Annotated in this window: 22 protein-coding genes and 1 tRNA gene; 10 read left to right on the top strand and 13 right to left on the bottom strand. The window is 60.3% G+C overall.

All coding sequences use genetic code 11. The annotated features are described in order from the left end of the window. Position 1 precedes the first annotated feature (1 nt). Both NQ559_RS10700 and pepE read right to left on the bottom strand, forming a co-directional pair. On the bottom strand, positions 2-844 hold the full coding sequence (locus tag NQ559_RS10700; protein ID WP_018694935.1) for a prephenate dehydrogenase: 843 nt from the start codon (positions 842-844) through the stop codon (positions 2-4). A gap of 48 nt (positions 845-892) precedes the next feature. After that, positions 893-1594, bottom strand: coding sequence for a dipeptidase PepE (gene pepE, locus NQ559_RS10705; protein ID WP_018694936.1), 702 nt, complete (start codon positions 1592-1594; stop codon positions 893-895). A 178-nt stretch (positions 1595-1772) separates the two neighbouring features. Between pepE and NQ559_RS10710 the strand changes: the two genes are divergently transcribed. The 8 genes from NQ559_RS10710 to def all read left to right on the top strand — a co-directional run bounded on the left by NQ559_RS10710 (position 1773) and on the right by def (position 8249). Continuing rightward, positions 1773-2009, top strand: coding sequence for an acyl carrier protein (locus tag NQ559_RS10710; RefSeq protein ID WP_018694937.1), 237 nt, complete (start codon positions 1773-1775; stop codon positions 2007-2009). A 42-nt stretch (positions 2010-2051) separates the two neighbouring features. Then, complete coding sequence (gene fabF / locus NQ559_RS10715; RefSeq protein ID WP_018694938.1) at positions 2052-3299, top strand: beta-ketoacyl-ACP synthase II; 1248 nt, start codon at positions 2052-2054, stop codon at positions 3297-3299. A gap of 98 nt (positions 3300-3397) precedes the next feature. Further along, positions 3398-4096, top strand: coding sequence for a ribonuclease III (rnc, locus tag NQ559_RS10720; RefSeq protein ID WP_018694939.1), 699 nt, complete (start codon positions 3398-3400; stop codon positions 4094-4096). A 429-nt stretch (positions 4097-4525) separates the two neighbouring features. Next, on the top strand, positions 4526-5158 hold the full coding sequence (locus NQ559_RS10725; protein ID WP_018694940.1) for a JAB domain-containing protein: 633 nt from the start codon (positions 4526-4528) through the stop codon (positions 5156-5158). Between the two features lie 415 nt (positions 5159-5573). Then, on the top strand, positions 5574-7118 hold the full coding sequence (locus tag NQ559_RS10730) for a glycine--tRNA ligase (RefSeq protein WP_018694942.1): 1545 nt from the start codon (positions 5574-5576) through the stop codon (positions 7116-7118). Positions 7119-7128: 10 nt separating this feature from the next. Then, a complete protein-coding gene (locus tag NQ559_RS10735; RefSeq protein WP_018694943.1) occupies positions 7129-7290 on the top strand; it encodes a hypothetical protein in 162 nt (53 codons plus the stop codon). 3 nt (positions 7291-7293) lie between these two features. Further along, positions 7294-7707 (top strand): Holliday junction resolvase RuvX, encoded by a 414-nt coding sequence (gene ruvX / locus NQ559_RS10740; RefSeq protein WP_018694944.1) that lies wholly within the window; start codon positions 7294-7296, stop codon positions 7705-7707. Next, a complete protein-coding gene (gene def / locus NQ559_RS10745) occupies positions 7704-8249 on the top strand; it encodes a peptide deformylase (protein WP_018694945.1) in 546 nt (181 codons plus the stop codon). Before ruvX ends, def begins: the two co-directional genes overlap by 4 nt. Before the next feature lie 298 nt (positions 8250-8547). Here def and NQ559_RS10750 read toward each other — a convergent pair whose 3' ends face one another. From NQ559_RS10750 to NQ559_RS10790, 9 genes are all read right to left on the bottom strand, one after another. Then, positions 8548-9078, bottom strand: a complete 531-nt coding sequence (locus NQ559_RS10750) for an outer membrane beta-barrel protein (protein WP_018694946.1) — start codon at positions 9076-9078, stop codon at positions 8548-8550. A 302-nt stretch (positions 9079-9380) separates the two neighbouring features. Further along, the gene (locus NQ559_RS10755) at positions 9381-9869 is read right to left on the bottom strand and encodes an outer membrane beta-barrel protein (protein WP_018694947.1); all 489 of its coding nucleotides are present in this window, start codon (positions 9867-9869) and stop codon (positions 9381-9383) included. Between the two features lie 188 nt (positions 9870-10057). Beyond that, entirely contained in the window at positions 10058-12787 is a 2730-nt protein-coding gene (ppdK, locus tag NQ559_RS10760; protein WP_018694948.1) for a pyruvate, phosphate dikinase, read from the bottom strand. A 171-nt stretch (positions 12788-12958) separates the two neighbouring features. Continuing rightward, positions 12959-13912: an endonuclease/exonuclease/phosphatase family protein gene (locus NQ559_RS10765; protein ID WP_018694949.1), complete on the bottom strand. Its 954-nt coding sequence runs from the start codon at positions 13910-13912 to the stop codon at positions 12959-12961. A 9-nt stretch (positions 13913-13921) separates the two neighbouring features. After that, positions 13922-14161 (bottom strand): helix-turn-helix domain-containing protein, encoded by a 240-nt coding sequence (locus NQ559_RS10770; protein WP_018694950.1) that lies wholly within the window; start codon positions 14159-14161, stop codon positions 13922-13924. A 671-nt stretch (positions 14162-14832) separates the two neighbouring features. Beyond that, complete coding sequence (mnmA, locus tag NQ559_RS10775) at positions 14833-16089, bottom strand: tRNA 2-thiouridine(34) synthase MnmA (protein WP_018694952.1); 1257 nt, start codon at positions 16087-16089, stop codon at positions 14833-14835. Position 16090: 1 nt separating this feature from the next. Continuing rightward, on the bottom strand, positions 16091-16564 hold the full coding sequence (locus tag NQ559_RS10780) for a CPBP family glutamic-type intramembrane protease (RefSeq protein ID WP_018694953.1): 474 nt from the start codon (positions 16562-16564) through the stop codon (positions 16091-16093). Positions 16565-16602: 38 nt separating this feature from the next. Beyond that, a complete protein-coding gene (gene rimM / locus NQ559_RS10785; protein ID WP_018694954.1) occupies positions 16603-17133 on the bottom strand; it encodes a ribosome maturation factor RimM in 531 nt (176 codons plus the stop codon). 254 nt (positions 17134-17387) lie between these two features. Then, positions 17388-17951, bottom strand: a complete 564-nt coding sequence (locus NQ559_RS10790) for a 30S ribosomal protein S16 (protein WP_026318198.1) — start codon at positions 17949-17951, stop codon at positions 17388-17390. A 348-nt stretch (positions 17952-18299) separates the two neighbouring features. Between NQ559_RS10790 and NQ559_RS10795 the strand changes: the two genes are divergently transcribed. Together NQ559_RS10795 and NQ559_RS10800 are read left to right on the top strand one after the other, a co-directional pair. After that, positions 18300-18373, top strand: a tRNA-Arg gene (locus tag NQ559_RS10795). 128 nt (positions 18374-18501) lie between these two features. Beyond that, positions 18502-19401, top strand: a complete 900-nt coding sequence (locus NQ559_RS10800; RefSeq protein WP_018694956.1) for a helix-turn-helix domain-containing protein — start codon at positions 18502-18504, stop codon at positions 19399-19401. 5 nt (positions 19402-19406) lie between these two features. Here the strand turns inward: NQ559_RS10800 and NQ559_RS10805 are convergent, their stop codons facing one another. Both NQ559_RS10805 and NQ559_RS10810 read right to left on the bottom strand, forming a co-directional pair. After that, positions 19407-20816, bottom strand: a complete 1410-nt coding sequence (locus NQ559_RS10805) for an L-fucose/L-arabinose isomerase family protein (RefSeq protein ID WP_026318199.1) — start codon at positions 20814-20816, stop codon at positions 19407-19409. Positions 20817-20829: 13 nt separating this feature from the next. Beyond that, complete coding sequence (locus tag NQ559_RS10810) at positions 20830-23970, bottom strand: glycosyl hydrolase (protein ID WP_018694958.1); 3141 nt, start codon at positions 23968-23970, stop codon at positions 20830-20832. Between the last annotated feature and the right edge of the window lie 339 nt (positions 23971-24309).

Below are 24309 nucleotides of genomic sequence, written 5' to 3' on the forward strand. Positions count from 1 at the left end.
GTCAGTGGATGATACGCTGGATCGAGTTGGCCCGCTCGAAGGCGGCCTTCAGCCCTTCGGCGTCGTCGCGCTCGATCATCCGGCGCATGATCTGCAACTGGTGGATATGTTCGCGCAGCACGTCCAGCAGGTTGTATTTGTTGCGCAGCATGATCGGCACCCACGTGGCGGCCGAACTTTTCGCCAGCCGCACGGTGCTCTCGAACCCGCCGCCCGCCAGGTCGAAGATGTGCCGTTCCTCGCGCTCCTTCTCGAGCACGGTCAGCGCCAGCGCGAACGAGGTGATGTGGGAGATGTGCGACACGTAGGCCGCATGCAGGTCGTGCTCCTCGGCGTCCATGTAGACGGCGGGCGCCTCCAGCGTGCGGAAGATGCGCTCGGCCGTCGCCAACGCGTCGGGGTCGCTCCGCTCCGCCTCGCAAAGCACGACGTTGCGCCCCGTGAAGGCACCGTGCTGGGCGGCGCGCGGCCCGCTGTATTCGGTGCCCCACATCGGATGGGCGGCCACGAAGCGCCCGCGGCGGGCGTGCATCGAGATCACCTCGCACAATTCGGCCTTGATGGAGCCCAGATCCATTACGACCTGGTGCCCCTCCACGCGGTTGAGGGCTTTTACGGCCATCAGGGGGATCGTATCGACGGGGGTGGCCAGCACCACGAGGTCGGCCTGCGGGATGCCCTCTTCGAACGCCACGATGCGGTCGGCCAGCCCGAGCCGCAGCGCCTCGGCGGCGTTCTCCCCGGAACTGTCTGTGCCGAGTATTTCGTCCGCTATGCCGCGGTCGCGCAACGCGAGGGCAAAAGAGCCGCCTATGAGGCCCATGCCCGCTATCAGAACTTTCATACCTATATATAAATATATTTATTGGCCGGAACCGCTTCCGGCCGGGAATCAGAGCAGGAACGACAAGTCGCTGCCCGGTTGTACTTCGAAGGGCTCCGTGCCCTTGCGGAACATGCGCATCGGGCGCTTGCCGATCAGTTCGAGTTTCCCCTCCGCATGGCGGAGCATGCACCCTTCGCGCAGCCCGGCGACCCAGCGCCGCGGATTGGCCTCGATGTATTCGAGGATGCGCTGCTCGCGCGTCTCGCCGGCGTGCCCCTCGGGGTTGGCGTCGAGGTAGTGGGGGTTTATCTGGAACTTTACGGCCCCGACGGCCTTGAACGACTGCGGTTCGACGATGGGCATGTCGTTTGTGGTGCAGATGGTGGGACATGCCACGTTGCTGCCCGCCGACCAGCCGACATAGGGAGTCCCGGCCTTGATTTTACGCAGGATGGCGGCCATAAGCCCCTGTTCCTGCATCTTTTTTGCCAGCGCGAAGGTGTTGCCGCCCCCGACGCACAGGGCTTCTGCCTCGCGTACCATGCGTGCGGGGTCTTTGGCCCGGTGTACCGAGCGCACGCGGATACCCAGCTCCGAGAAGCGTGCCTGCACCTTTTTTTCATACTCGGCGTAGGAAAATGTCACGGCGGCATAGGGGACGAATACGATTTCGCTGACGCCCTGCAGGAAACGCCCGATTTCGGGCATCGGGTAACGGAGGTATTCCTCCCCGGCGTTGGTCGAATTCGAGATCAGAAGCAATTTCATAAGCCTATGGTTTTGAATCGGTTAATTTAAAAAATGTGCTAAATGTCGAAAAAGTTGTGAATAAAAAAAAGGTCTGTTTTGTCAAAAGTAATAAAAAAAGTGTTACTTTTGCGCAAAATTACCCCGGAAATACGAAAGAACTATTTCCAAATAATTGTTTAACTAAAAAATTAAAATTATGTCAGAAGTTCAATCAAAAGTTGTCGAGATCATCGTCGACAAACTGGGTGTCAAGGAATCGGAGGTTGTACCCGAAGCAAGCTTCACCAACCATCTGGGTGCTGATTCGCTCGACACCGTAGAGCTGATCATGGAGTTCGAGAAGGCTTTCGATATCCAGATTCCGGACGAGGACGCTGAGAAGATCGCTACCGTTGGCGACGCTATCAAGTATATCGAAGAGCACAAGAAATAATTTATAAAAAGAGCATTCACAGCCTCTTATAGCCTTAAATTTATGACAGAAAGAAGAGTAGTTGTTACGGGCATCGGTACGATCAACCCGCTCGGTAATAATATTGAAGAGTATTTTTCGAATTTGGAGAAGGGAGTCAGCGGTGCCGCACCGATTACTCATTTCGATGCAGAGAAGTTTAAGACGAAGTTTGCTTGTGAAGTAAAGAATTACGACTCGAACCTCTATTTCGACCGTAAGGAAGTACGCAAGTACGACCTTTTCACCCAGTATGCCCTGATCGCGGCCACGCAGGCCGTCGAGGATTCGGCGCTCGACCTCGAGGCCGTCGACAAGGAACAGGTGGGGGTGATCTGGAGTTCGGGCATCGGAGGAATCAAATCTTTCTTCGATGAGTGTCTGGGCTGGGCCGCAGGGGATGGAACCCCGCGGTTTAGCCCGTTCTTTATTCCCCGCATGATCTCCGACATCGCAGCCGGTTTCATCTCCATGAAGTACGGCTTCATGGGGCCCAACTACTGCACGGTGTCGGCGTGCGCATCTTCGAACCACGGCATGATCGCCGCGTTCGACGCCATCCGCTACGGGAAGGCCGACGTGATGGTGGCCGGAGGCTCCGAAGCTGCGGTCAACGAGCCGAGTGTCGGCGGGTTCAACTCCATGCAGGCGCTCTCCACGCGCAACGACGATCCCCAGCACGCTTCGCGTCCGTTCGACAAGGATCGCGACGGTTTCGTGATCGGCGAAGGCGCCGGAGCCCTGATCTTCGAGGAGTATGAACATGCCAAGGCCCGCGGTGCCAAGATCTACTGCGAGATCATCGGCGGCGGCGCTTCTGCCGACGCTTACCACTTCACCGCCCCTCATCCCGAAGGGAAGGGTGCTATGAAGTCGATGCGCGACGCCATCAAGGACGCCGGCATCAAACCCGAAGATATTGATTATGTGAATGTCCACGGTACCTCGACCCCCGCGGGCGACATCCCCGAACTGAAGGCTGTCGCCGGTGTGTTGGGCGACCACGTTTATAACGTCAATATCTCTTCCACCAAGTCGATGACCGGTCACCTGCTGGGTGCTGCCGGGGCTGCCGAGGCCCTGGCCTGCATCTTCGCCATCACGCACGGCGTGGTTCCTCCGACCATCAACTGCGAGAACCTCGACCCGGAGATCGACCCGAACCTGAACCTCACGCTGAACAAGGCGCAGAAGCGCGAAGTGAGGTGTGCCCTGAGCAATACGTTCGGTTTCGGCGGACATAACTCCACGGTCATTTTCCGTAAGATCTGATTACCTTAAAACCGTCCGGGCCCGTGTTCGATTTCATACTGCGCCCCCTTAGAAGGAATTTCGGGCGGGATAAGGCGTATTACAAGATTGTCGATGATATGTTCGGGTTTATCCCGAACAACATCGAACTTTACAAGCTGGCTTTGATTCACAAGTCAGCTTCTTTGGTTCTGGAGGACGGGCGCCCGATCAACAACGAGCGGCTCGAATTCCTGGGCGACGCCGTGATAGAGGCCGTTACCTCGGACTACCTTTTCATCGAGTATCCCGACCGGGACGAGGGGTTCCTCACGCAGCTGCGGTCGAAGATCGTGTCGAGGCAGTCGCTCAACGAGTTGGCCGTAAAGATCGATCTGGATCGGCATGTCATCTCGAACGCCAGTACGAGCATCAGCCAGAAGCATATCTACGGCGATGCCTTCGAGGCGATGATAGGTGCCGTCTACCTCGACCAGGGGTATGAGTTCACCAACCGGCTGCTGATCAACCGGATCTATTTCCAGGCCCTGAACCTCGACGAACTGACCGAGTCGGAGACCGACTTCAAAAGCCGGCTGATCGAGTGGTGCCAGAAGAACCACCTCAAGATCGTATTCCGCACGGGCAACGACAAGGGGTACTCCTCGAACCACCCCGTGTTTTACTCCACGGTGCTGGTCGACGGTATAGAGGTGGGGCACGGCTCGGGCGATTCGAAGAAAGAGGCCGAGCAGCATGCCGCATTCTCCGTGGCGGAGTATATGACCGACGAACAGTGCGCGTCGCTGCTGGACAGGGTCGACCGGCTGACGCAATAACTTTTGGTTATACTCGGCGGCCGAAGCCAGGGGCATTGGGGCGGAGCGGCCCGGGTTGCGAACCTCCGGATTCCATGTCGGCATCAGGGGGTTTCTGTGGCCGATGCTGCGGCAGCTGGTAGCTGGTAGAACCCGGAAGCCGATCGCCCGGCTCCCGTAGCTGGTGTCCCGGCGGCCGATGCTGCGGCAACTGGCAGCTGGTAGAACCCGGAAGCCGATTGCCCGGCTTCCGTAGCTGGTGTCCCGGCGGCCGATGCACGTATGCCGGAACAACCCTGGCACACCTTACTTGCCGATGTCCGGAACTCTCTTAGGCGGTCGATGCCCTGGGCCGGCCGGATACTTACGATATGCGGCCCGGTCTTGTGTCCGATAACTTTTCCGCATACCGCGCGATGTACACCCGATTTCCCACCCGATATTTCCCCTATGAAGACGATAACCGATAAGATGGCGGCACGGGGTGCCGAATCCCTCAGCGATGCGGAGTTGCTGGCCGTGCTGACCGATGACGAACAGACGGCCGGGGCGTTGCTCGCGGCCTGCGGCGGTGCGCTCGCGCGTATCGCGTCGGAAGATGCGGCCCGCCTGCGGATGGTCGGCGGGTTGGGGCTCAGGCGTGCCCGCCTGCTGCTTGCTGCCGCCGAGTTCGGCCGCCGCGTCGCGGCGTCGCGGGCTGCGGAAGCGGATGTCATTGCGACGAGCGACGATGTGGTGGCGCTGTTCCGCCCGCAGCTGGAAACGCTTGCCTATGAGGAGTGTTGGGCGGTTTACCTCACCTCTTCCAACCGCATCATCGAGCGCCAGCGCATAAGCCAGGGCGGGGTGCAGGGAACGGTCGTCGACCACCGGCTGATCGTCAAACGGGCGTTGGAACTGCTCGCCACGCAGCTGGTGCTGATCCACAACCACCCTTCGGGGGCTGCGGCGCCCAGTCCGCAGGACAAGGTGCTCACCGAGCGTGTCGCACAGGCTGCGGCACTGTTCGACATCCGGCTGTTGGATCACATAATCATAGCGCGCGAAGGCGATTTCTCGTTCCTGCGCGCGGGGCTGGTGTAGCACTATTTCTTACTTCCGGCATTGCCGCATATTGCTATGATAGCGATGGCAATGAGCGCAATCAGAAGTTTCATCGTTCCCGTCATTTGTTTGGGTCGTTTCATCGGGGCGGGACGCAAAAGCGCGGACTCGATCCTACATCCACGGCAGAGGTATTGGACGACCCGAACGGTAGAATGGTAGAATATGCCCGCGCTGAAAAACAGCGAGAGCATCAACCTTCGTTCCTTACCGTCCGGGAAAGTGTCCAATTTTCTGCCGGAAGAAAAAAGCCGATGCACTTTTTTGTCTCTTATGTCGGCGGCCCATGGCAGGCCGCCGTGGCAAATATAGAAATAAATTCGCTACGGAAAGACGTAGTTCCCAATTATTTTGTACTTTTGTAATTCGGAAAATAATTTAAAAACAAGATAAAATGACGCAGGAAGAACTTTTCAAAAAACTGGTGGCGCACTGCAAGGAGTACGGGTTCGTATTCCCCTCGAGCGAGATATACGACGGGCTCGGCGCCGTCTACGACTACGGCCAGAACGGCGTGGAGCTGAAGAATAACATCAAGCGTTATTGGTGGGATTCGATGGTCAAGCTGCACGAGAATATCGTGGGGCTGGACGCCGCGATCTTCATGCATCCCCGCACGTGGGAGGCTTCGGGCCATGTCGGTGCGTTCAACGACCCGCTGATCGACAACAAGGACTCGAAGAAGCGTTACCGCGCCGACGTGCTGATCGAAGACTGGCTCGCCAAGCAGGATGAAAAGGTCGAAAAAGAGGTCGAAAAGGCCCGCAAGCGCTTCGGGGAGTCGTTCGACGAGGAGAAGTACCGCGAGACTTCGCCCCGTGTGGCCGAAACCCTCGCCAAGCGCGACGAGGTGCACAAGCGTTTCGTGGCTGCCCAGAACGCCAGCGACCTGAATGAACTGCGTCAGATCATCGTCGACTGCGAGATCGTGTGCCCGATTTCGGGTACGCGCAACTGGACGGAGGTGCGCCAGTTCAACCTGATGTTCTCGACCCAGATGGGCTCGACGTCCGAGGGTGCCAATACGATCTACCTGCGTCCCGAGACGGCACAGGGTATCTTCGTCAATTTCCTGAACGTGCAGAAGACCGGCCGCATGAAACTGCCGTTCGGAATCGCGCAGATCGGAAAGGCGTTCCGCAACGAGATCGTGGCCCGCCAGTTCATCTTCCGTATGCGCGAATTCGAGCAGATGGAGATGCAGTTCTTCGTACGCCCCGGCGAGGAGATGAAGTGGTGGCAGCAGTGGAAGGAGACCCGTATGGCCTGGCACCGTGCGCTGGGCTTCGGCGACGACCGCTACCGTTTCCACGACCACGACAAACTGGCGCACTATGCCAATGCCGCTACCGACATCGAATACAACTTCCCGTTCGGTTTCAAGGAGGTCGAGGGCATCCATTCGCGTACGGATTTCGACCTGGGCAACCACCAGAAATTCTCGGGCAAGAAGATCCAGTATTTCGACCCGGAAACAGGCGAGAGCTACGTACCCTATGTCGTCGAGACCTCGATCGGTGTCGACCGCATGTTCCTGCAGGTGATGTCGGCGGCTTACACCGAGGAGCAGCTCGATGGCGGCGATTCGCGCGTCGTGCTGCGTTTGCCGGCTGCGCTGGCGCCCGTGAAGGTGGCCGTGCTGCCGCTGGTGAAGAAAGACGGCATGCCCGAGGTGGCGCAGCGGATCGTCGACGACCTCAAATACGATTACAACGTCGTTTACGACGAGAAGGATTCCGTCGGCAAGCGCTACCGCCGCCAGGATGCCATCGGTACGCCGTTCTGCGTGACCGTCGACGGGCAGACGCTCGAGGACGGTACCGTGACGGTGCGCCACCGCGATACGATGGAGCAGGAGCGCGTCATGATCGAGTCGCTGCCTTCGCTCGTCGAAGAGGAGTGCTCGTACCGCAAGCTGTTCCGGAAAATGAACCTGTAGCGGGGCGATTATGGGCCGGTTCAATATTTTCGATTCCGACAGCATCGTCGAGGGTGAAAAACGGCGTTTCCCCTGGTGGGCGCTGCTGCTTTGCCTGGCGGCCGGAATGCTGGCCGGCTGGCTGCTGAGGAACTACTGTTATATGGGCGGCGAATCCGGCTTGAACCTTTAGTGCATGGGACGGATACTTGCCATAGACTACGGGACGAAGCGCACGGGGATTGCCGTGAGCGACCCGTTGCGTCTGATCGCCGGGGGGCTCGATACGGTCGATACGAAGGGACTTGAGGCGTGGCTGGCAAAATATTTCGCCTCGGAGGACGTTAGTACCATCGTGGTGGGAAAGCCCTCGCGCATGGACGGCACGCCTTCGGAAACGTGGCGTTTCATCGAGCCGCTGGCCGTGCGCCTGCGGAAGGCCTGGCCCGACAAGGAGGTCGTCTTCCACGACGAGCGTTTCACCTCGGTGATGGCGCACCGCACGATGCTCGAAAGCGGTATCGGCAAGATGGCGCGCCGGGACAAGGCGCTGGTGGACAAGATCTCGGCCACGATTATTTTACAGAGTTATATGGAGTTTAACAAATGATTTATCCGATAGTAATTTATGGTTCGGACGTGCTGCGTAAGCCCTGCGAGCGGATCACGCCCGATTATCCCGAGGTGAAGAAACTCGTGGAAGATATGTTCCTGACGCTCGGCGAAGCCGAGGGCGTCGGGCTGGCAGCACCGCAGATCGGCAAGAATATCCGCCTCTTCATTGTCGATTGCACACCCTGGGGCGAGGACGATCCCGAATGCGCGGACTACAAACGCGCCTTTATCAACCCCGAGATTTATGCCTTGTCGGAGGAGAAGAAGACCTACAACGAGGGATGTCTCTCGTTCCCCGGCATCCATGCCGACGTGCCCCGCTCGCTGGCGATCCGGATGCGTTATATGGACGAGGATTTCGTCGAGCACGACGAAGAGTTCCACGGGCTGAAGGCCTGGGTCATCCAGCACGAATACGACCACATCGAGGGCATCGTCTTCACAGACCGGATTTCGCCCCTGCGCCGCAACCTGCTGAAAGGAAAGCTGATGAACCTGGCAAAGGGCAAATACCGCTGCGCGTATAAGACCAAATGACCCGTATGCCGGGGCCATGCGCCCGCAGGGGCGGCCCGCAGGCTGCGCAACAGGTTCCGTCCGGCGGAAAAGTTGTTCCGGCCATGCAAAGGCAAACGGGACGTTCGCCCGGCCGGCAGGCTCCGTAACGGTGCGGCCGCGGGGAGCCGGCGGTTTTTCCGCATGGCGAAACAGGAAAGAGGCTGCCTGACAAGCTCCCAAGATAAAACGCACCCCTGCCAGAGATTGTTCTGGCGGGGGTGAAATCGTAAAATGCGGACTTGTCAGGCAGGCCCGTCTGCGTCAGGAACGGCCTCTGTCAGAACCTGTATGCTGCGCCTACGAAAACGACGAGCGGATTGCTGCGGCCGCTGTCGAACATGGGTTCGTATTTCAGACCTGCGGAGATGTTCCAGCGGCGCGCGACGTTGAAGTCGAAACCACCGCCGACGCTCATGCCGAATGCCCAGTCCTTGATGTCATTGGCGACAACGCCCACCTGGGGATAGACGCCCCACCAGTCGGCGATGCGGAATACGTAGTGGGCGTCGAAATTGATGTCGACCGAACTGTCCTTTTCCGTCAGGACATAGATCGACGGTTCGATACGCCAGTGGGAATCGAAACTGTATCGGTAGTAGGCACCGATTCCGACGGATGCGTCGCCCGTATTGGTATAGAAGTTTACGCGCGGACCCACGGCGCTGCGGTAATTTTCCGGCGTGCTGCGGTAATTGCCTGCCTGGGCCGCATTGCGGTTGTTGTCACGGGTGTTGCGGTAGTTGTTGTCCTGGGCGGACGCCGTCCAGGCAAACAATGCCGCGGTTGCGATCAGAAGAATTTTTTTCATGGCTTTCAGTTTAATTTTATATGAATAATCAAGTGGTTGTCAATTAGTCACAGGATCCCATCCCGGCTGGGGACGACCTCTCCGATGCGCTGCCTTGTCGCCTGAACGACGTACAACACTCGTGCCGTGATATGTGTTTTTCGGATTTTGCGGATCACACTTTTGCAACTTCCGCCGTCGCTTCCTGTATCCGGCGGAAGCTATTCAGCCGGCACGGGATAGCCGGGATCGGGGCTGCGGACATGAAAAATCCCGGCACTTACGAATAAGTGTCGGGATTTTGTTTCCTCTCGGGATGGGGCTTAGAACCTGTACGTTGCGCCGATATTGATAACGATGGGGTTCCTGCGCTTCACAAAGCCGGGTACATAATCCTTGGCGGTCTGGATCATCCATTTGAAGCCGGCCGAAACGTCCCAGTTGCGGGTGATCGAGAAGTCCGCGCCGCCGCCGAGGTTGATACCGCACGACCAGTCGCCGATGTCGTTGGCGCTGATACCTGCCAGCGGATAGATATGCCAGTCGGGGGCGATGTTGAACAGGTATTGTACGTCGGCGCTGATATCCACCGAGCAACCCGTCTTGCAAAGGGCCAGGATACTGGGAGCTACACGCCAGTTGTCGGTGATGCTGTACTGTCCGGCCGCACCGATACCGAAGATGGCTCCGTCGGCACCCGCATTCGTGTATACCCCGATTTTGGGGCCAACTCCCCAGTCGCCCTTGTACTGTGCCGAAACCGTCGTTACTGCTAAAAGCACGACGATCACCGTAAGAAAAATCTTTTTCATGTCTGTTGCTTTAATTTAACAAAAGTTGCGAATAATACTGTTTACTAGAACAAATATACAAAATTTATCCGCCACGGCAAAAATTTTTCAACGAACCGGACTTTTTTGTCGCTAAAAACGAAAGCCCGCGGCATGCACGCCGCAGGCTTTCGCTGGTATGGGTGTTCCGGCGGTTGCCGGGTGAAGGCTTATTTCTCCTTGAGGGCTGCGTGGGCGGCCGCCAGGCGTGCGATGGGCACGCGGAACGGCGAGCAGCTCACGTAGTTCAGGCCCGCGTAGTGGCAGAATTCGACCGACGAAGGTTCGCCGCCGTGCTCGCCGCAGATGCCGCACTTGAGCATCGGGCGCTTGCCGCGGCCCTTGAATACGGCCTCGCGAATCAGCTGTCCCACGCCGTTCTGGTCGAGGATCTGGAATGGGTCGTTCTTCAGGATGCCCTTGTCGAGGTAGATCGGCAGGAACTTGCCGATGTCGTCGCGCGAGAAGCCCAGCGTCATCTGCGTCAGGTCGTTGGTGCCGAACGAGAAGAACTCGGCGACCTCGGCAATTTGGTGGGCGGTCACGGCTGCGCGGGGAACCTCGATCATCGTGCCGACCATGTAGTCGATCTTGTCGTTGCGCTCCGAGAATACCTGTTCGGCCGTCGAGTCGATGATGCCTTTCTGGTAGCGCAGTTCCTTGTGGTTGCCCACGAGCGGAACCATGATCTCGACGTGCACGGGGATGCCCTGCGCACGGACATTCATGGCCGCCTCGATGATGGCGCGTGCCTGCATCTCGGTGATCTCGGGGTAGGTGTTGCCCAGGCGGCAGCCGCGGTGTCCCAGCATGGGGTTGAACTCGGCCAGCGACTCGACCTTGGCGACGATCTTCTGGAGGGGGACGTCCATCTCACGGGCCATCTCCTTCTGGCCTTTCTCGTCGTGCGGCACGAACTCGTGCAGGGGCGGGTCGAGCAGGCGGACGGTCACGGGGAAGCCGTTCATGGCCTTGAACAGGCCTTCGAAGTCTCCGCGCTGGATGGGCAGCAACTTGGCCAGTGCCACGCGGCGTCCGGCCTCGTCGTCGGCGAGGATCATCTCGCGGAAAGCCTTGATGCGGTCGCCCTCGAAGAACATGTGCTCCGTGCGGCAGAGGCCGATGCCCTCGGCGCCGAATCCGAATGCCTGTGCGGCATCCTTCGGCGTGTCGGCGTTGGCGCGGACTTTCAGCACGGCGTATTTGCCTGCCAGATCCATCAGCTGGCCGAAGTCTCCGCTCAGGTCGGCGGCCATCGTGGCTACCTGTCCCAGGTAAACTTCGCCCGTCGAACCGTTGAGCGAGATCCAGTCGCCCTCCTTGACGGTGAAGCCGTTGACTTTGATCGTGCGGGTTTTATAGTCGATTTCCAGCTCCCCGGCGCCCGATACGCAGCACTTGCCCATGCCGCGGGCAACGACGGCCGCATGCGAGGTCATACCGCCGCGGGCGGTGAGGATGCCGGCGGCGTCGAGCATGCCTTTGAGGTCTTCGGGCGAAGTTTCGATGCGCACGAGGATCGCTTTCTGACCGGTTTGGGCGAGGGTTTTCTCGGCATCTTCGGCGAAGAATACCACGGGGCCCGTCGCGGCGCCCGGCGATGCGGGAAGGCCCTTGGTGATGACCTGTGCATTGGTGATGGCCTTCTTGTCGAATACGGGGTGGAGCAGCTCGTCGAGCTTCGCGGGCTCGCAGCGAAGCACGGCCGTGCGTTCGTCGATCAGCCCTTCGCGGAGCATGTCCATCGCGATCTTGACCATGGCCGCGCCGGTGCGTTTGCCGTTGCGGCACTGGAGCATCCACAACTTGCCGTCCTGGATCGTGAACTCGATGTCCTGCATGTCCTTGAAATACTGCTCCAGGTGGTGCTGGATCTCATCGAGTTCCTTGTAAACCACCGGCATGACCTCTTCGAGCGAGGGATATTTCGTGCGGCGGTCTTCCTCGGAGATGTTCTGTGCGGCCGCCCAGCGCTTCGACCCTTCGAGGGTGATCTGCTGCGGGGTGCGGATGCCGGCCACGACGTCCTCGCCCTGGGCATTGATGAGGTATTCGCCGTTGAAGAGGTTTTCACCCGTCGCGGCGTCGCGCGAGAAGGCTACGCCCGTCGCCGAGTTACTGCCCATGTTGCCGAATACCATGGCCTGAACGGTCACGGCCGTTCCCCACTCGGCGGGGATGTTGTTGAGCTTGCGGTAGAGGATGGCGCGGTCGTTCATCCACGAACCGAATACGGCGCATACGGCGCCCCAGAGCTGATCCCAGGGACATGCCGGGAAGTCCTCGCCGGTCTGCTTCTTGACGGCAGCCTTGAAGTTCCTGACCAGCTCCTTCAGGTCGTCGGTCGTCAGGTCGGTGTCGTTCTTCACGCCGCGTTTGTGTTTCTGCTCCTCGATGATTACCTCGAACGGGTCGTGGTCTTCTTTCGATTCGGGTTTCATGCCCAGCACCACGTCGCCGTACATCTGTACGAAACGGCGGTACGAGTCCCATGCGAAACGGGGGTTGCCCGTACGCTTGGCGACGGCTTCCACGGCTTGGTCGTTCATACCCAGGTTGAGGATCGTGTCCATCATGCCGGGCATCGAAGCGCGGGCTCCCGAGCGTACCGACACCAGCAGCGGCATCTCCTTGTCGCCGAATTTCATCCCGGTGAGCTTCTCGATATTTTTCATCGCCTTCTCCACTTCGGGACGGAGCATCTGGATCACGGCGTCCTTGCCGTGGGCGTAATATTCGGAACATACTTCCGTGGTGATCGTGAAGCCCGGGGGGACGGGGATGCCGATGAGGTTCATCTCCGCGAGGTTCGCACCCTTGCCGCCGAGCAGCTCACGCATTTTGCCGTTGCCTTCGGCTTCCTTGTTGCCGAAGGTGTAGACTCGTTTAACGTCTGCCATAATTTTTCTTGGTTAATTTAATTGGTATATAAATTTATAAATTTTTTGTCAACTTGCCGCTTTTCACAGACGAAAATTGCGGTGACATTCCTGTTACCGCCTCGTCAAAGAATTCATATTCGCCGTTGGGAATGCGAATATATAAAAACTTTTCCGGAATTCCAAAAAAATCTACTCCAAGTAAACGAATACCGGCAGGGCGTAGCCGTAACCGCCCCTGTACCGCCTTTTTTCGTAGGTCGGAAGCGGGGTACCCGTCTTGGGGTCAATCAGATAACGGCGCGCATAGACATCGCCCGCCGAGGTGCGGAGCGCCGTGTCGGCCAGAATGCGATCGCGCATCTGCCAGCCGCCCCGGCGGCGGACGTTGCCCCGCCCGAGCCGTGCCGGGCGCTCCAGTGCGTCGCGCAGCCCGAAGGCTCCGGGGGCGAGAGACGAGGTGCGTCCCGCGACGAGCAGCTTCACCCCGGGGCGCTCTTCGCGCAGGTCGCGGACGACCCATTCGGCCATGCGGGTGTCGCTGCACAGCACGAGCCCTATGGTGTCGGTGCGCGTGGGACGGACGACGCGTCCGGATCCCCGTCGCATGGGTTTGCCGCGGCGGTAGAGGAGGCCCTCGATGTAGAGGTAGCGGCGCCCCGGCTCGTCGTAGTGGGGCTCGAAGAGGTCGCCGTAATAGAGCAGTGCGAAATCCATGCCGTCGAGGGAATTGAGCGTACGGTGCAGGTAGCTGTAATCGCCCTTGCAGGCGGCTGCGATGTCGCGGACGACGGCTTCGTTCTCGACGCCCCACAGCGCCACGAGCGGCATGCGCATCGAGTCGATGACGGCCGCCGTATGGCGTATCTTGCGGCGGTAGCGCTCCGTGTCCCACGCCAGGCGTCCCGAGGGCGTGTAGTCGGTGTCATTGTAGAACAGGGCGGGGACAGTGTCGTAGAGATGGTCGAGATCCCAGTAGACGATGCCCGTGCGCGGTTGTGCATGGGCGGGGATGCCTGCCAGGAAGAGCAGCAGGGCGGTTATGATGCGTGGCAGCCGTTGCAAGGCGCGTAAAGCCCGGCTGCCCGGGACGAGGCGTGCGTGGCCGGTTGCGGCGAGGACGGTTATGATGCGGCGCAGCGACATAGGCCGGGGTTATAACGGCTCCTCGGGCAGGAACTTGCGCGGCGAGCAGCCCAGGAACCGGGCGATCTCGTTGATATGGTTGAGGTTGTATTTTGAAGGATTTTTCGGGCTTTCAACTTGTGAAATGAATCCGTCGCTTACTCCTATACCATAAGCCAATGTGGCCTGTGAAACACGTTGAGCCATCCGCTCTTTGCGAACTGCGGCACTGACGTATATGTCGAAAGCACTTTTCGGTTTCACAAGCATCTGTTTAGATGATGTAAAACTAAAAATTATGCCATTGTGAAAGTATAGTTATAACTTAAATTCGCCTATGTATAGGTAGTTATTAAGCCGGTGTACTACGGCCTTTGTGCCGGAATTTTTGTTTTTGGTATCTTTGGAGGGGAAATGTATACGATTCTTTTGGTTCCAAGAGTTTTTTTGCAAATTCCGCCATGTACTTTTTTCCGCAAAAAGTACCAAAAACTCTCCGACGGATGCCTCGCCTGCTCTTGGCGTCCTAACGCTGGAAACGGGCGCCTAATCGCGGGTTTGCAAGCAAACCTGCCCCGTTTCTCGCGCTTTTAGTCCGCCGTCCGCCGACGGCTCCGGCATCAAGTCGGAATCTTTGTTATCGTGTTTCTCTGTTTTTTTGCCGCACAGCGAGAATTCCGGACAGCAGGATTTTCCGCATTTCGTTTGCAGCGGATAAAGAGCGGCTGCGGCGCCGAGCGCCCGGAACGGGCGTGCGAAAAGCGCAGTCTTTCGTGCCCGTTCAGCGAGGCTCCGCAGTTGCTCCCGCGAAAACGGCATGCGGATGGTTTTGGGTACCTTTTGCCACCAAAAGGTACATGACTGCGTTGCTGAAAGCAACCCGACTTTTCCTGAAATACGGATTATTGGCGTTTCAGGTGAAAATCCGGGCTGGAGCGGGATTATTCCGAGATCACCCCCGAACCGACCAGCTCGTCGCCGTCGTACCATGCGGCGAACTGCCCTGGTGTGATGCCCCGCTGGGGGGTGTCGAAGAGGATGTAGGCTCCCTGGTCGCGGACGAAGAGCGTGGCCTCCTGCAAAGGCTGGCGGTAGCGGATGCGGACGCTGAAGCGGGCGCTTTGGCCTGCCGGCATCGTGCGCGCGGGGTTGACCCAGTGTATCTCGCGGGGGGAGATATGCAGTGCCTGTCGCCACAGGCCGGGGTGGCTGTCGCCCTCGCCGACATAGATGACGTTCTGCACGGTGTCGGTGGCGAGGATGAACAACGATTCCTTGCGCCCGCCGATGCCGAGCCCCTTGCGCTGGCCGATGGTGTAGAAGTGCGCCCCGCCATGCTCGCCGATTTTCTTGCCGTCGCGGACGGTGTAGCGCCACGGGGCGGCCAGTGCCGCAAGCTGTTCGGTCGTGGGGGGTACGTCGGCCGCGTGCTGTCCGCCCGGGGCGGGGATTGCCTGTCCGGCATCGGGTGTGCCCGCCGGGATTCGGGCCTTGGGGCCGTATTTCGGCCACGTGGGGAGTATCTCGTGGACGTTACCCCTTTTCGAGGCCAGCTTCTGTTGCAGGAAGGCCGGAAGGTCGACCTTGCCCACGAAGCAGATGCCCTGCGAATCCTTGCGTTTGGCCGTGGCCAATCCCTGTTCGGCGGCGATGCGCCGCACCTCGGGTTTGAGCAGGTCGCCGACGGGGAACAGGGCGTAGCGCAGCTGCTCCTGCGAGAGCTGGCAGAGGAAGTAGCTCTGATCCTTGTTGGGGTCGGCGCCCGCGAGGAGTTTATAGATTGTCCGTCCGTCGGGCAGCGTCTCCTCGGCCTTGCGGCAGTAGTGTCCCGTGGCGACAAAATCGGCGCCCAGCCGGAACGCTTCGCGCAGGAAGACGTCGAATTTGATTTCGCGGTTGCACAGCACGTCGGGGTTGGGGGTGCGTCCCTTTTCGTATTCCGAGAACATGTAATCGACCACGCGGGTGCGGTAGTCCGCCGAGAGGTCGACGACGTGCAACGGGATGTCCAGTTTTTTTGCGACCAGCTCGGCGAAGACGCGGTCGTCGTGCCACGGGCAGTCGCCCTCGAGCGTTCCCGTCGTGTCGTGCCAGTTGATCATGAACAACCCCACGACGTCATGCCCCTGCTGTTTGAGCAGGTAGGCGGCGACCGATGAATCCACGCCGCCCGAAAGTCCGATTACGACACGTGCCATATTATGGGATAAAAGCGATTAAGTTATTCAAAGCATGCACCGCGACCACCAGCCAGAACGCCTGTGCAAAACCGCGCCGTTCGAGTCGGCTCAAGTAGGCGAAAGCCCAGACCAGCCCGACGAAGAGCATGCAGACTGCATAGATCGGGCTCGCGGTGTGTCCGCAGCCGAACAGGATGCCCGAAACGGCGATCGGCAGGAGGAATGATGCCGGGGCAACCCAACGTACGAGCCGGATGACCAACGCCTGGGCTATCAGCGTTTCGAACAACGGCGCAAGGATTACGGCGACGAACCAACCGATGCGTTCGGCGCGGTCGGAATCCATATCGGCGTCGTCGATGCCCGCGGTGAGCCCGAACAGCAGCAGCGCGAGCAGTTTTGCGGCGAAGGTCATGACGAGCAGCAGGACGGCGAACCTCCACCATGCCATGTGTCCCAATGCTATGCGCCAGCGGTGCAGGAAGCGGGGCATACGGCGGGTGTTTGTCGGGCGTAGCGGTTTCATGGGTGTTACAGGTCGAGCAGCCCTTCGGGCAGCACCAGTTTCATCGTGCGCCCCTCGAAGTCGATATGGGCGATGAACTCCTCGGCGGCGGGGACGAGTACCGTGCGGCCGCCGATCTCCAATTCGAAAAGCGGGTTGGCGTCGCTGTCGTAGTAGTCCGTGACCGAACCCGTGAAGGCGGCCGCTCCCTTTGCGCCGTCCGCGCCCGCTTCGGTGCAGGTCACGGCGAAGCCGATCAGGTCTTCCAGATAGAATTCGTCGTCCTCCTCCTCTTCGCATTCGATACGGAATTCAAGCCCGACGAGCTCCTGAGCCCGGCGCTCGGTGTCGAAATCGGCGAATGAGGCCACGGCGCCCGAGCTGCCGCGGCGTTCGAAGCGCTCGCAGTAGAGCGGCACCTCGAGGGCGTCGATCGTGACCAGCAGCGGGGTGCCGGTACCGAATTCCTCCGGGAAATCGGCATAGAGCGACAGCATCACACCGCCGTCGGTGCCGAAAAGCCTGTTGATCCTGCCTGCGGGAATAGTAACGCTCATATCGGTTCGTTTTTTTTCTCTTATGTCCGTATCGCGGTGCGGAACGGGGGAAGCGGGTATCCCGGTGCTCCGTTACACCCGGCCCCGCTGTGCTGCCGCCTTGTCGTGCCGTGCAGCGCCTCGCTGTGCCTTGCCGGACGATTCCCGCACGGGATGCGCCCGCGTGGGAACTATCTGCAAAAGTAATGAAAAAAACCGGTAAACCTCCCGTTGCGGGAAATTTACCGGGATTCCGGAAAGAAGCTTTCCTGGTGTTATTCTGCGGCAGGAGCCTCTGCTGCGCCCTCTGCGGGAGCCTCGGCAGCTTCGGCGGCGGCAGCCTCCTCGGCCTCCTCGGCCTCTTTGGCAGCAGCTGCGGCAGCTGCCTGCTTCTCGGCGATGGCCTTTGCGCGCTCCTCCTTGATCTTGGCTTCGGCAGCCAGGCGTGCTTTCTCGGCCGACTTGGCATCCGTGGCGAGCTTGTTGCTCTTGGCCTCGATCTTGCCGGCCTTCTCGCTCAGCCATTTGTTGAAGCGGGCTTCGGCTTCGGTCTCCGAGAATGCGCCCTTGGCGACACCGCCTAACAGGTGCTTCTTGTATAATACGCCCTTGTACGAGAGGATGGCCCGACAAGTATCCGTAGGTTGTGCGCCTTTCTGTAACCAACCCAATGCTTTCTCGAAGTCGAGGTCGATCGTAGCAGGATTCGTGTTGGGGTTGTAGGTTCCCAACTTTTCGATGAATTTACCATCACGTGGCGCTCTGCTATCTGCGGCAACGATGTGGTAGAAAGCAAAACCTTTCTTACCGTGGCGTGCCAGACGAATTTTAACAGCCATTTGCTATAAAATTTTGTTGTAATTAATTAAAAAACGCTCACCCACTTTGGGCTTTTAAGCCTGCAAATGTAGACAAAATATTCCGCCCGGCAAAATAATTCGCCGAAAAATCGGTGCGACAGGCTGTTTTTCTGCCGGATACGGTGCATGGCGGGTTGCGGCGGGAACTGCCGGAAAAAGGGCGGGCTTGTGGCTGTGCAGGGTCGTGCCCCTAACCGGGTTCCCGCGGGGTTGCAGGCCGTTGCACCCCTGCGGGAAGTGATATTTTTCGTTCAGCCGGGGGCTGTTGTGAAAAAAATTCCTATCTTTGCGGCGCAAATCGTCACCGCAGGGTGCGGTTTTGCCGATGGTTCCGTAGCTCAGTTGGATAGAGCAGCAGCCTTCTAAGCTGCGGGTCGCGCGTTCGAACCGCGCCGGAATCACCCGGAAAAGGGAGCGCTGGAATCGAATCCGGGCTCCCTTTTCGTTTTCCCGCCCGCATCTTCCTTCGCCGGGTTTGGCGTCCTGCGGACTTTTTCGTAAATTTGGGTCGAATCCGATATTTTCAGGCATGGAACCGCTACCGGGCTGCAACATAAAGTATCTCAACATCAGCCGCAACGACGAGGCGTGGGGGCTGGTCGTCACGACGGCCGGGTACCAGGCGGTCGCGGCGCACAGTTCCTACCCGCAGGCGCAGCATCCCGAATCCCATATTTTCGACCCCGGCAAGGGGCGTGTCCTGAAGGAGTACCAGTTGGTCTACATATCGCGCGGGGAAGGCTATTTCGAGTCCCGTTCGTGCCGCCGCCAGCGGATCAGGGCCGGGACGATGATCCTGCTCTTCCCCGGGGAGTGGCATACCTACGAGCCCGACAGGGCTACCGGGTGGTTCGAACATTGGGTGGGATTCCGGGGCGGCAGCGTCGATGCGCAGGTCGCCAACGGGTTCTTTTCGCCGCGCAACCCGCTTTTCGGGCTGGGATTCAGCCAGACGATCATCGGCATGTACGAGGAGGTCGTCGGCTATGCGCTCCGGGAACAGGCCGGTTACCAGCAGGTCGCGGCGGGGATCGTGCAGTTCCTGCTGGGTTCGGTCTACTACAAGCACCGGAACCTTCTGTTCAACGACTCGATGGCCATCCGCAAGATCGACGAGGCGCGCGCCCTCATCAAACGCGAGGTCGAGGGCGGTCTCACGCCGCAGGGGATCGCCGAACGCCTGTCGGTCAGCTATTCGTGGTTCCGCAAGATGTTCCGGCAGTATGCCGGTGCCTCGCCTGCGCAATATCTCTCGCAGATTCGGTTCCTGCGTGCCAAAGAGCTACTCGATACGACGGAGCTCACCGTCGCGGAGATCGCATACAGGCTCCGGTTCGAGACCCCGAGCCACTTTTCCACATTCTTCCGCAAAAGGGAGGGCGTCCCGCCCCAGCAGTATCGCCGCGAGCGGAGGCAGCCCGGGCGGTAACCTCCTCAGCAGACGACCGTCACCGGGATTCCGAGCAGCGCGGCGTATTTGCGGATCGCTCCGGCGACATGTCCCACACCGATGGCGCAGTGGTGCGAAGGTCCCGCCTTGCTCCAGCGGTCGATGAATTCCCGCGCGGGAAGCGGGAACCTGTAACGGCTGTTGATGTTGCCGATGTTCAGCACGGGGCCCGGCACCGATTCGCCTTCGGCCAGCAGGAACGAAATCCCGTCGCGTCCTTCGACCACCGACAGGAGCGTCACCGGGCCGTGTTTCACGGACATCTGGATCGACAGCCCCTTGCCGGGTTTGCCGTGGTAAACGGGAAGCGGCACCAGGCGGGCTTTCTCTTCGCCGAGCAGGAAGTGCGCCGGGCCGTCGTGCCCCAGCAGGATGACGTCGTCGGTGAAGTCCATGCCGTAGAATTCCGAGAAACAGCCCCCGGCACCCAGCAGCGACATGATTTTCATGGCCTGCACGTTCTTCACCTCGTATTCGCCCGCGACGGGGATGCCGCGCCCCGTCAGCAGGGTGTTGCCGGCGATGACCGAAGTGACGATGTCCTCGTAGGCGTTGCCCGCCGCCCCCGCGTAGTAGTAGGCCAGGGAACCCAGCCGGTGCGCCTCGGCGAGCTTGTCCAGCGCTACGGAAGTGCGTGCGGCGCGCTCGAGTTCCTCCCGCGTGCAGCCCTCGTCGATGACGAACGCCTCGCCGAACGCGGCGACCCTCGCGTCGGCCTCGCGCTGCGTCACCGAGCGGCGGAATTCGTGCAGTTCGCACATCTCCAGGATTTCGGCATGGGTGCCGAAGACGGTGCTCTGCAGCCTGAGGTCGGAGTAGACGTCGACCATGCCGCCGTAGTAGTTGCCCAGCAGTCCCATGCGGTTGCGGCGCATGCCGCAGGCGACCTTCGCCGCGTCGATCCACCCGTAGATCTCGGCCCAGGCCTGCGCGTCGTCGAGGTAGCCCGTCACCACGTCGTATTTGGTGCCGGCGCGGTTGAATACCGAACAGAATTCGGGCAGCGAACAGGCCTGGCAGTTGGCAAGCCACTCGCCCGTCATCTCCCCGCGGTCGGACATGCCGTTGAGGCGGGCGTAGTCGATGGCCGGGGCGGGTTGCAGGTTGAGCAGCACGACCGGGATGCCCTCCCCGAGGAAGGGGATGAGCGTGGACGAAAGGGCGTAGGTCGAGATGAAGATGAACAGCACTTCGGCTTCGTCGCGCCTGAAAAGGGCCGCGGCTGCGTGAGCCTTGTCCACGTCGTCGACCATGCCTGCGTCGGCGACGATCTGCCCGCCGTAGGCTTCCATTTTTTCCTTTATGGCGTTCCGGTAGCCGTCGAGCCTTTCGCGCAGTCCGCCGAACTGGTGCCAGTAGGTGTTCAGCCCTACTGCGATCAATCCTATTTTCATGGTTTGTGATCCGTTATTTTGTCATGACGATTTCGAAATCTTCCAGCAGGCCGTAGTCCCGCTGGTCATAGTCGCTGCCGGGCAGCTGTTTGGGCACATTGTTCCAGTGCCACGGGCCTGCGATGCCCTTGTCGGCGCTGTAATGGGGGCCGAAGAGGTTTTTCAGGCTGCCCACCACATGCACTTCGACGCGGTTGCGTCCCTTGCGCAGGTAGGGCGTGAGGTCGAACGCATAGGGCTGCCAGGCGATGATGCCCGCTTTGCGGCCGTTCACGCAGACCCGTGCGAGCGTCCCTTCCCAGGCTCTCAGCCGGAGCGTGTAGCCGGCCGCGGGGTCGTCGATGTCGTAGTCCCGGCCGTAGGCCATGTCCCACGAATAGAAGGGGAGCCCCTGCCGTTTCCAGCTTCCCAAGGCCGGTTTCCCGGCGGGTTCGCGGACGATCCATCCCGCCCCGGCCGATTCGAGCGCGAAGTCGCCGAAAAGGTAGACGGGGGCTATTTCGGCATAGATGCTCATGGGCGAGACGCTCAGTTCGACGGTGTTCGTTCCCCGCCGCACCAGATTGCCTACGGGGTAGATCCCGAAGCGGCTGTCGAGCAGCGTGTCGGGCGCCGCGGCTTCGACGGGCGTGCCGTTGAACTTCACGTTCCAGATGCCGGGTTGTTCGGCGACCAGCTTCATGCCGCGCGTGTCGAAGTCCCCGGCCACGACGAAGTGGTAGCTTACGCGGATGTCGCCCGTGGTCAGCGTGTCGCGTTCGACGATAGTCTGCCTGTACTGGATGGCCGAGTCCCACGGGTTGCCTGTCCCGTAGCAATGGTTGAAGAGTTTGTTGCACGCCTCGAACGTGTAGAGGTTGCGCTCGGTGCGCCCGTCGACCGTCAGGTCGCAGAAATCGAGGTTGAGGACGTTGTCCTTCAGGCGGGTGACCTCCAGCGGGCCGGCGGGCTCCAGCTTGACGCTCTCTGCCGTGGGACGCTCGGTGCCGGATGCCGCCCGGGAGGTGCGTGCAAGGGCGCTCCGGCCCGAAGCCGGGGCGAAGAGCAGGAGACTCCCGGCGGGCGGTAGGCTGAAGTCCGCCCCGACACTCTTCCCGTCGGCGGTGTGCGGGTAGGGACGCATGTCGCCCGTGACGGCGTCCAGCTCGACCAGCTCCCCGGCCGGGAGGCCGACGCTGCCCGTGGCGGTGTCGCTTAGCGAGGAGTTGACCAGGAACAGGAGCTCCCCGTCCTCGTAGCTGCGCCGCTGGTGGTAGAGGTCGTTGCCCCTGACGTTGTAAAAACGGATCCTGTCGTCTGCGAACGATTCGGCGATTGCCTTACCGTCCAGAGCCGTGTAACGGCGTATCCGGGAGGCGTTGCGGTCGAGGAAATCCGCCAGTTCGGGGCTGGGCCGCCCGTCGACGAGCGTCGGTTGGGCAAAGAGCACCAGTTGCCCGCCCGCCTCGACGAATTGGCGGATGAGGCTGAAAGTCCCGGCGTTGAGGTTCTCGGTCATGGGCGGGATCACGACCTTCGCATAGGCGCGTTTTCCGACGACGAATTTACCGCCCCTGACCGAACCGCGGTCCTTGATGATGTGCTCCGAGCCCAGGTCGTATTCCGCCTGCGCCTTTTCGAGCGTGGTGACGAAACGCTGGAATGCGCTGCCGATCTCCATGCAGCGGGGGTCGTTCATGACATAGGAGTAGTAGAGCCAGATCGTCGTGGTTGGTTCCAGGACGAGGATGTCGTTCATCTGTTCGCCCTGGCTGAGCACGAGTGACAGGCGGGCGAAGTAGTCGTTCAGCACCTTGTAGTCCTCCCACCATGGCGAGAGGCGGGTGAAGACCGGGGGATAGTCGTATTTGCGGGCGCCGGCGATGGTCATGTGCGAGAGGTGCTGGTTCATGAAATTCACGCCCAGCGCATATTCCCAGTCGCCCAGCCGCTTGAAGTCGCGGAACGTCTCGTCCCAGCCCCCGCCGCCGTAGGTTTCGCTCAGCGTGCGTACGCACCCCGTCTGGTTGGCGGCGCTGCGCAGCTCCTTCACGGCGCGGACGTTGCCGAACTGCGCCTGCGGGCTCTGGTCGTTGTACTGGTTGAAGAGCATGTCGATGGCGGGCATCTGGTGCCACGCGTACATGGCCATATTGTCGCCGCCCTGGTACATGCTCGGCCAGTCGTGCTCCCAGTAGTGCCCCGTCCAAAGCATGCCCTTGCGGTCGCAATAGGCCGACATGGGCTTCGCCCAGCGGTCTACGAACATTTGCGTCAGCGTTTCGAGGTAGTTGTGGCGTACCTGTTTCCAGTCGCCCGTTTGCTCGGAGAGCAGGGGCAGCGAAGTTGCCAGGTCGTAGCCCCACTGTTTGCGGAACACTTCGAACAGGTCGGGCGTCCAGCGCACGCCGCCCGAACTGGGAATGCACGGTTCGTCGGAGAAAAGCCCCTTGATGACCGGGCCCAGCTCCTTGCCGAAGGTCTTTTCGTAACCTTCCATGGTGATGCCGAGGAACTTTTCGGTGACGCCCTCGACCAAGAGGTCGACGTACGAGTAACCCCCGTGCCAGCCCGAACGGCCGTAATAGGTCTTTTCGTAAAGGTAGTATTCGCCCGGGACGTCTTTGTAGCGGCCCGTGTCGGCGGTGATGTCGCGGAACGTGCCGCCCTCCTTTTTCAGGCAGAGGAAGTATTTTCCCGCATCGGCCGGGGGCAGTGCGGTTTTGGTGAGCGCGAGCCCCTGGCCCTGGTCGTAGGATTCGGGCATCTGTGCAGGAACATGTCCGCCTGCGAAGCCGCTCGGGTAGGAGTTTTCGTCGTAGATCCAGATGTCGAGCCCCAGTTCTTTCCCCTTTTCCACACTGTATTTATAAAGGTCGAACCATTCGTCGGAGAGGTATTCGGTGACCAGCCCCGGCCGCGGGTGGACGAAGGCGCCGCCGAAGCCCTGCGCCTTGAAGTCGCCCAGCATCCGGTCGATGTCGGCGCGGGTGACCCGCGTGTTCCAGACCCACAGGGGCGCCGGGCGGAATGCCCGCGGGGGATCGGCGAATTCCTTTCGGAGCTTCTCGAATTTCATTTCCCGTTTCTGGGGGGCTGCGGCGTAGCTGGCGAGGCACGATGCCGCCAGGGCGGCCGCCAGCAGGCTTTTGATTGCGGAGGGTTTGGTTTTCATGGTCGTTCCGGATTGTGTTTGCTTTACAAAGGTAAAGGTTATGCGCTTCGGGCGGTAACGAATCCTGATAAACGACTTTTCATTTCTGATAAAGCGTGCGGAGGATGGCGCGGGCGAACCGAGAGGTTCGGGGCGGGATGCGGAGCAGGGAGAGACGGTATGGCCGGGATGCTGCCGGGCCGGGCAGGCGGGATCGTTAGGAACGGGGGACTGTGGAATCGGGGAATCAGAGGGCCGGGGATCCGGCAGAACGGTGGGGGCGCTGAAAGCCGGCGGAAAAAACACGGCGAGCCGGGGACGGGTGCCCCGCACGGCCGGGCAGCGGGTGTGGGGCAGCGG

Source organism: Alistipes onderdonkii (assembly GCF_025145285.1).
In the GTDB taxonomy this organism is placed as follows: Bacteria; Bacteroidota; Bacteroidia; order Bacteroidales; family Rikenellaceae; genus Alistipes; species Alistipes onderdonkii.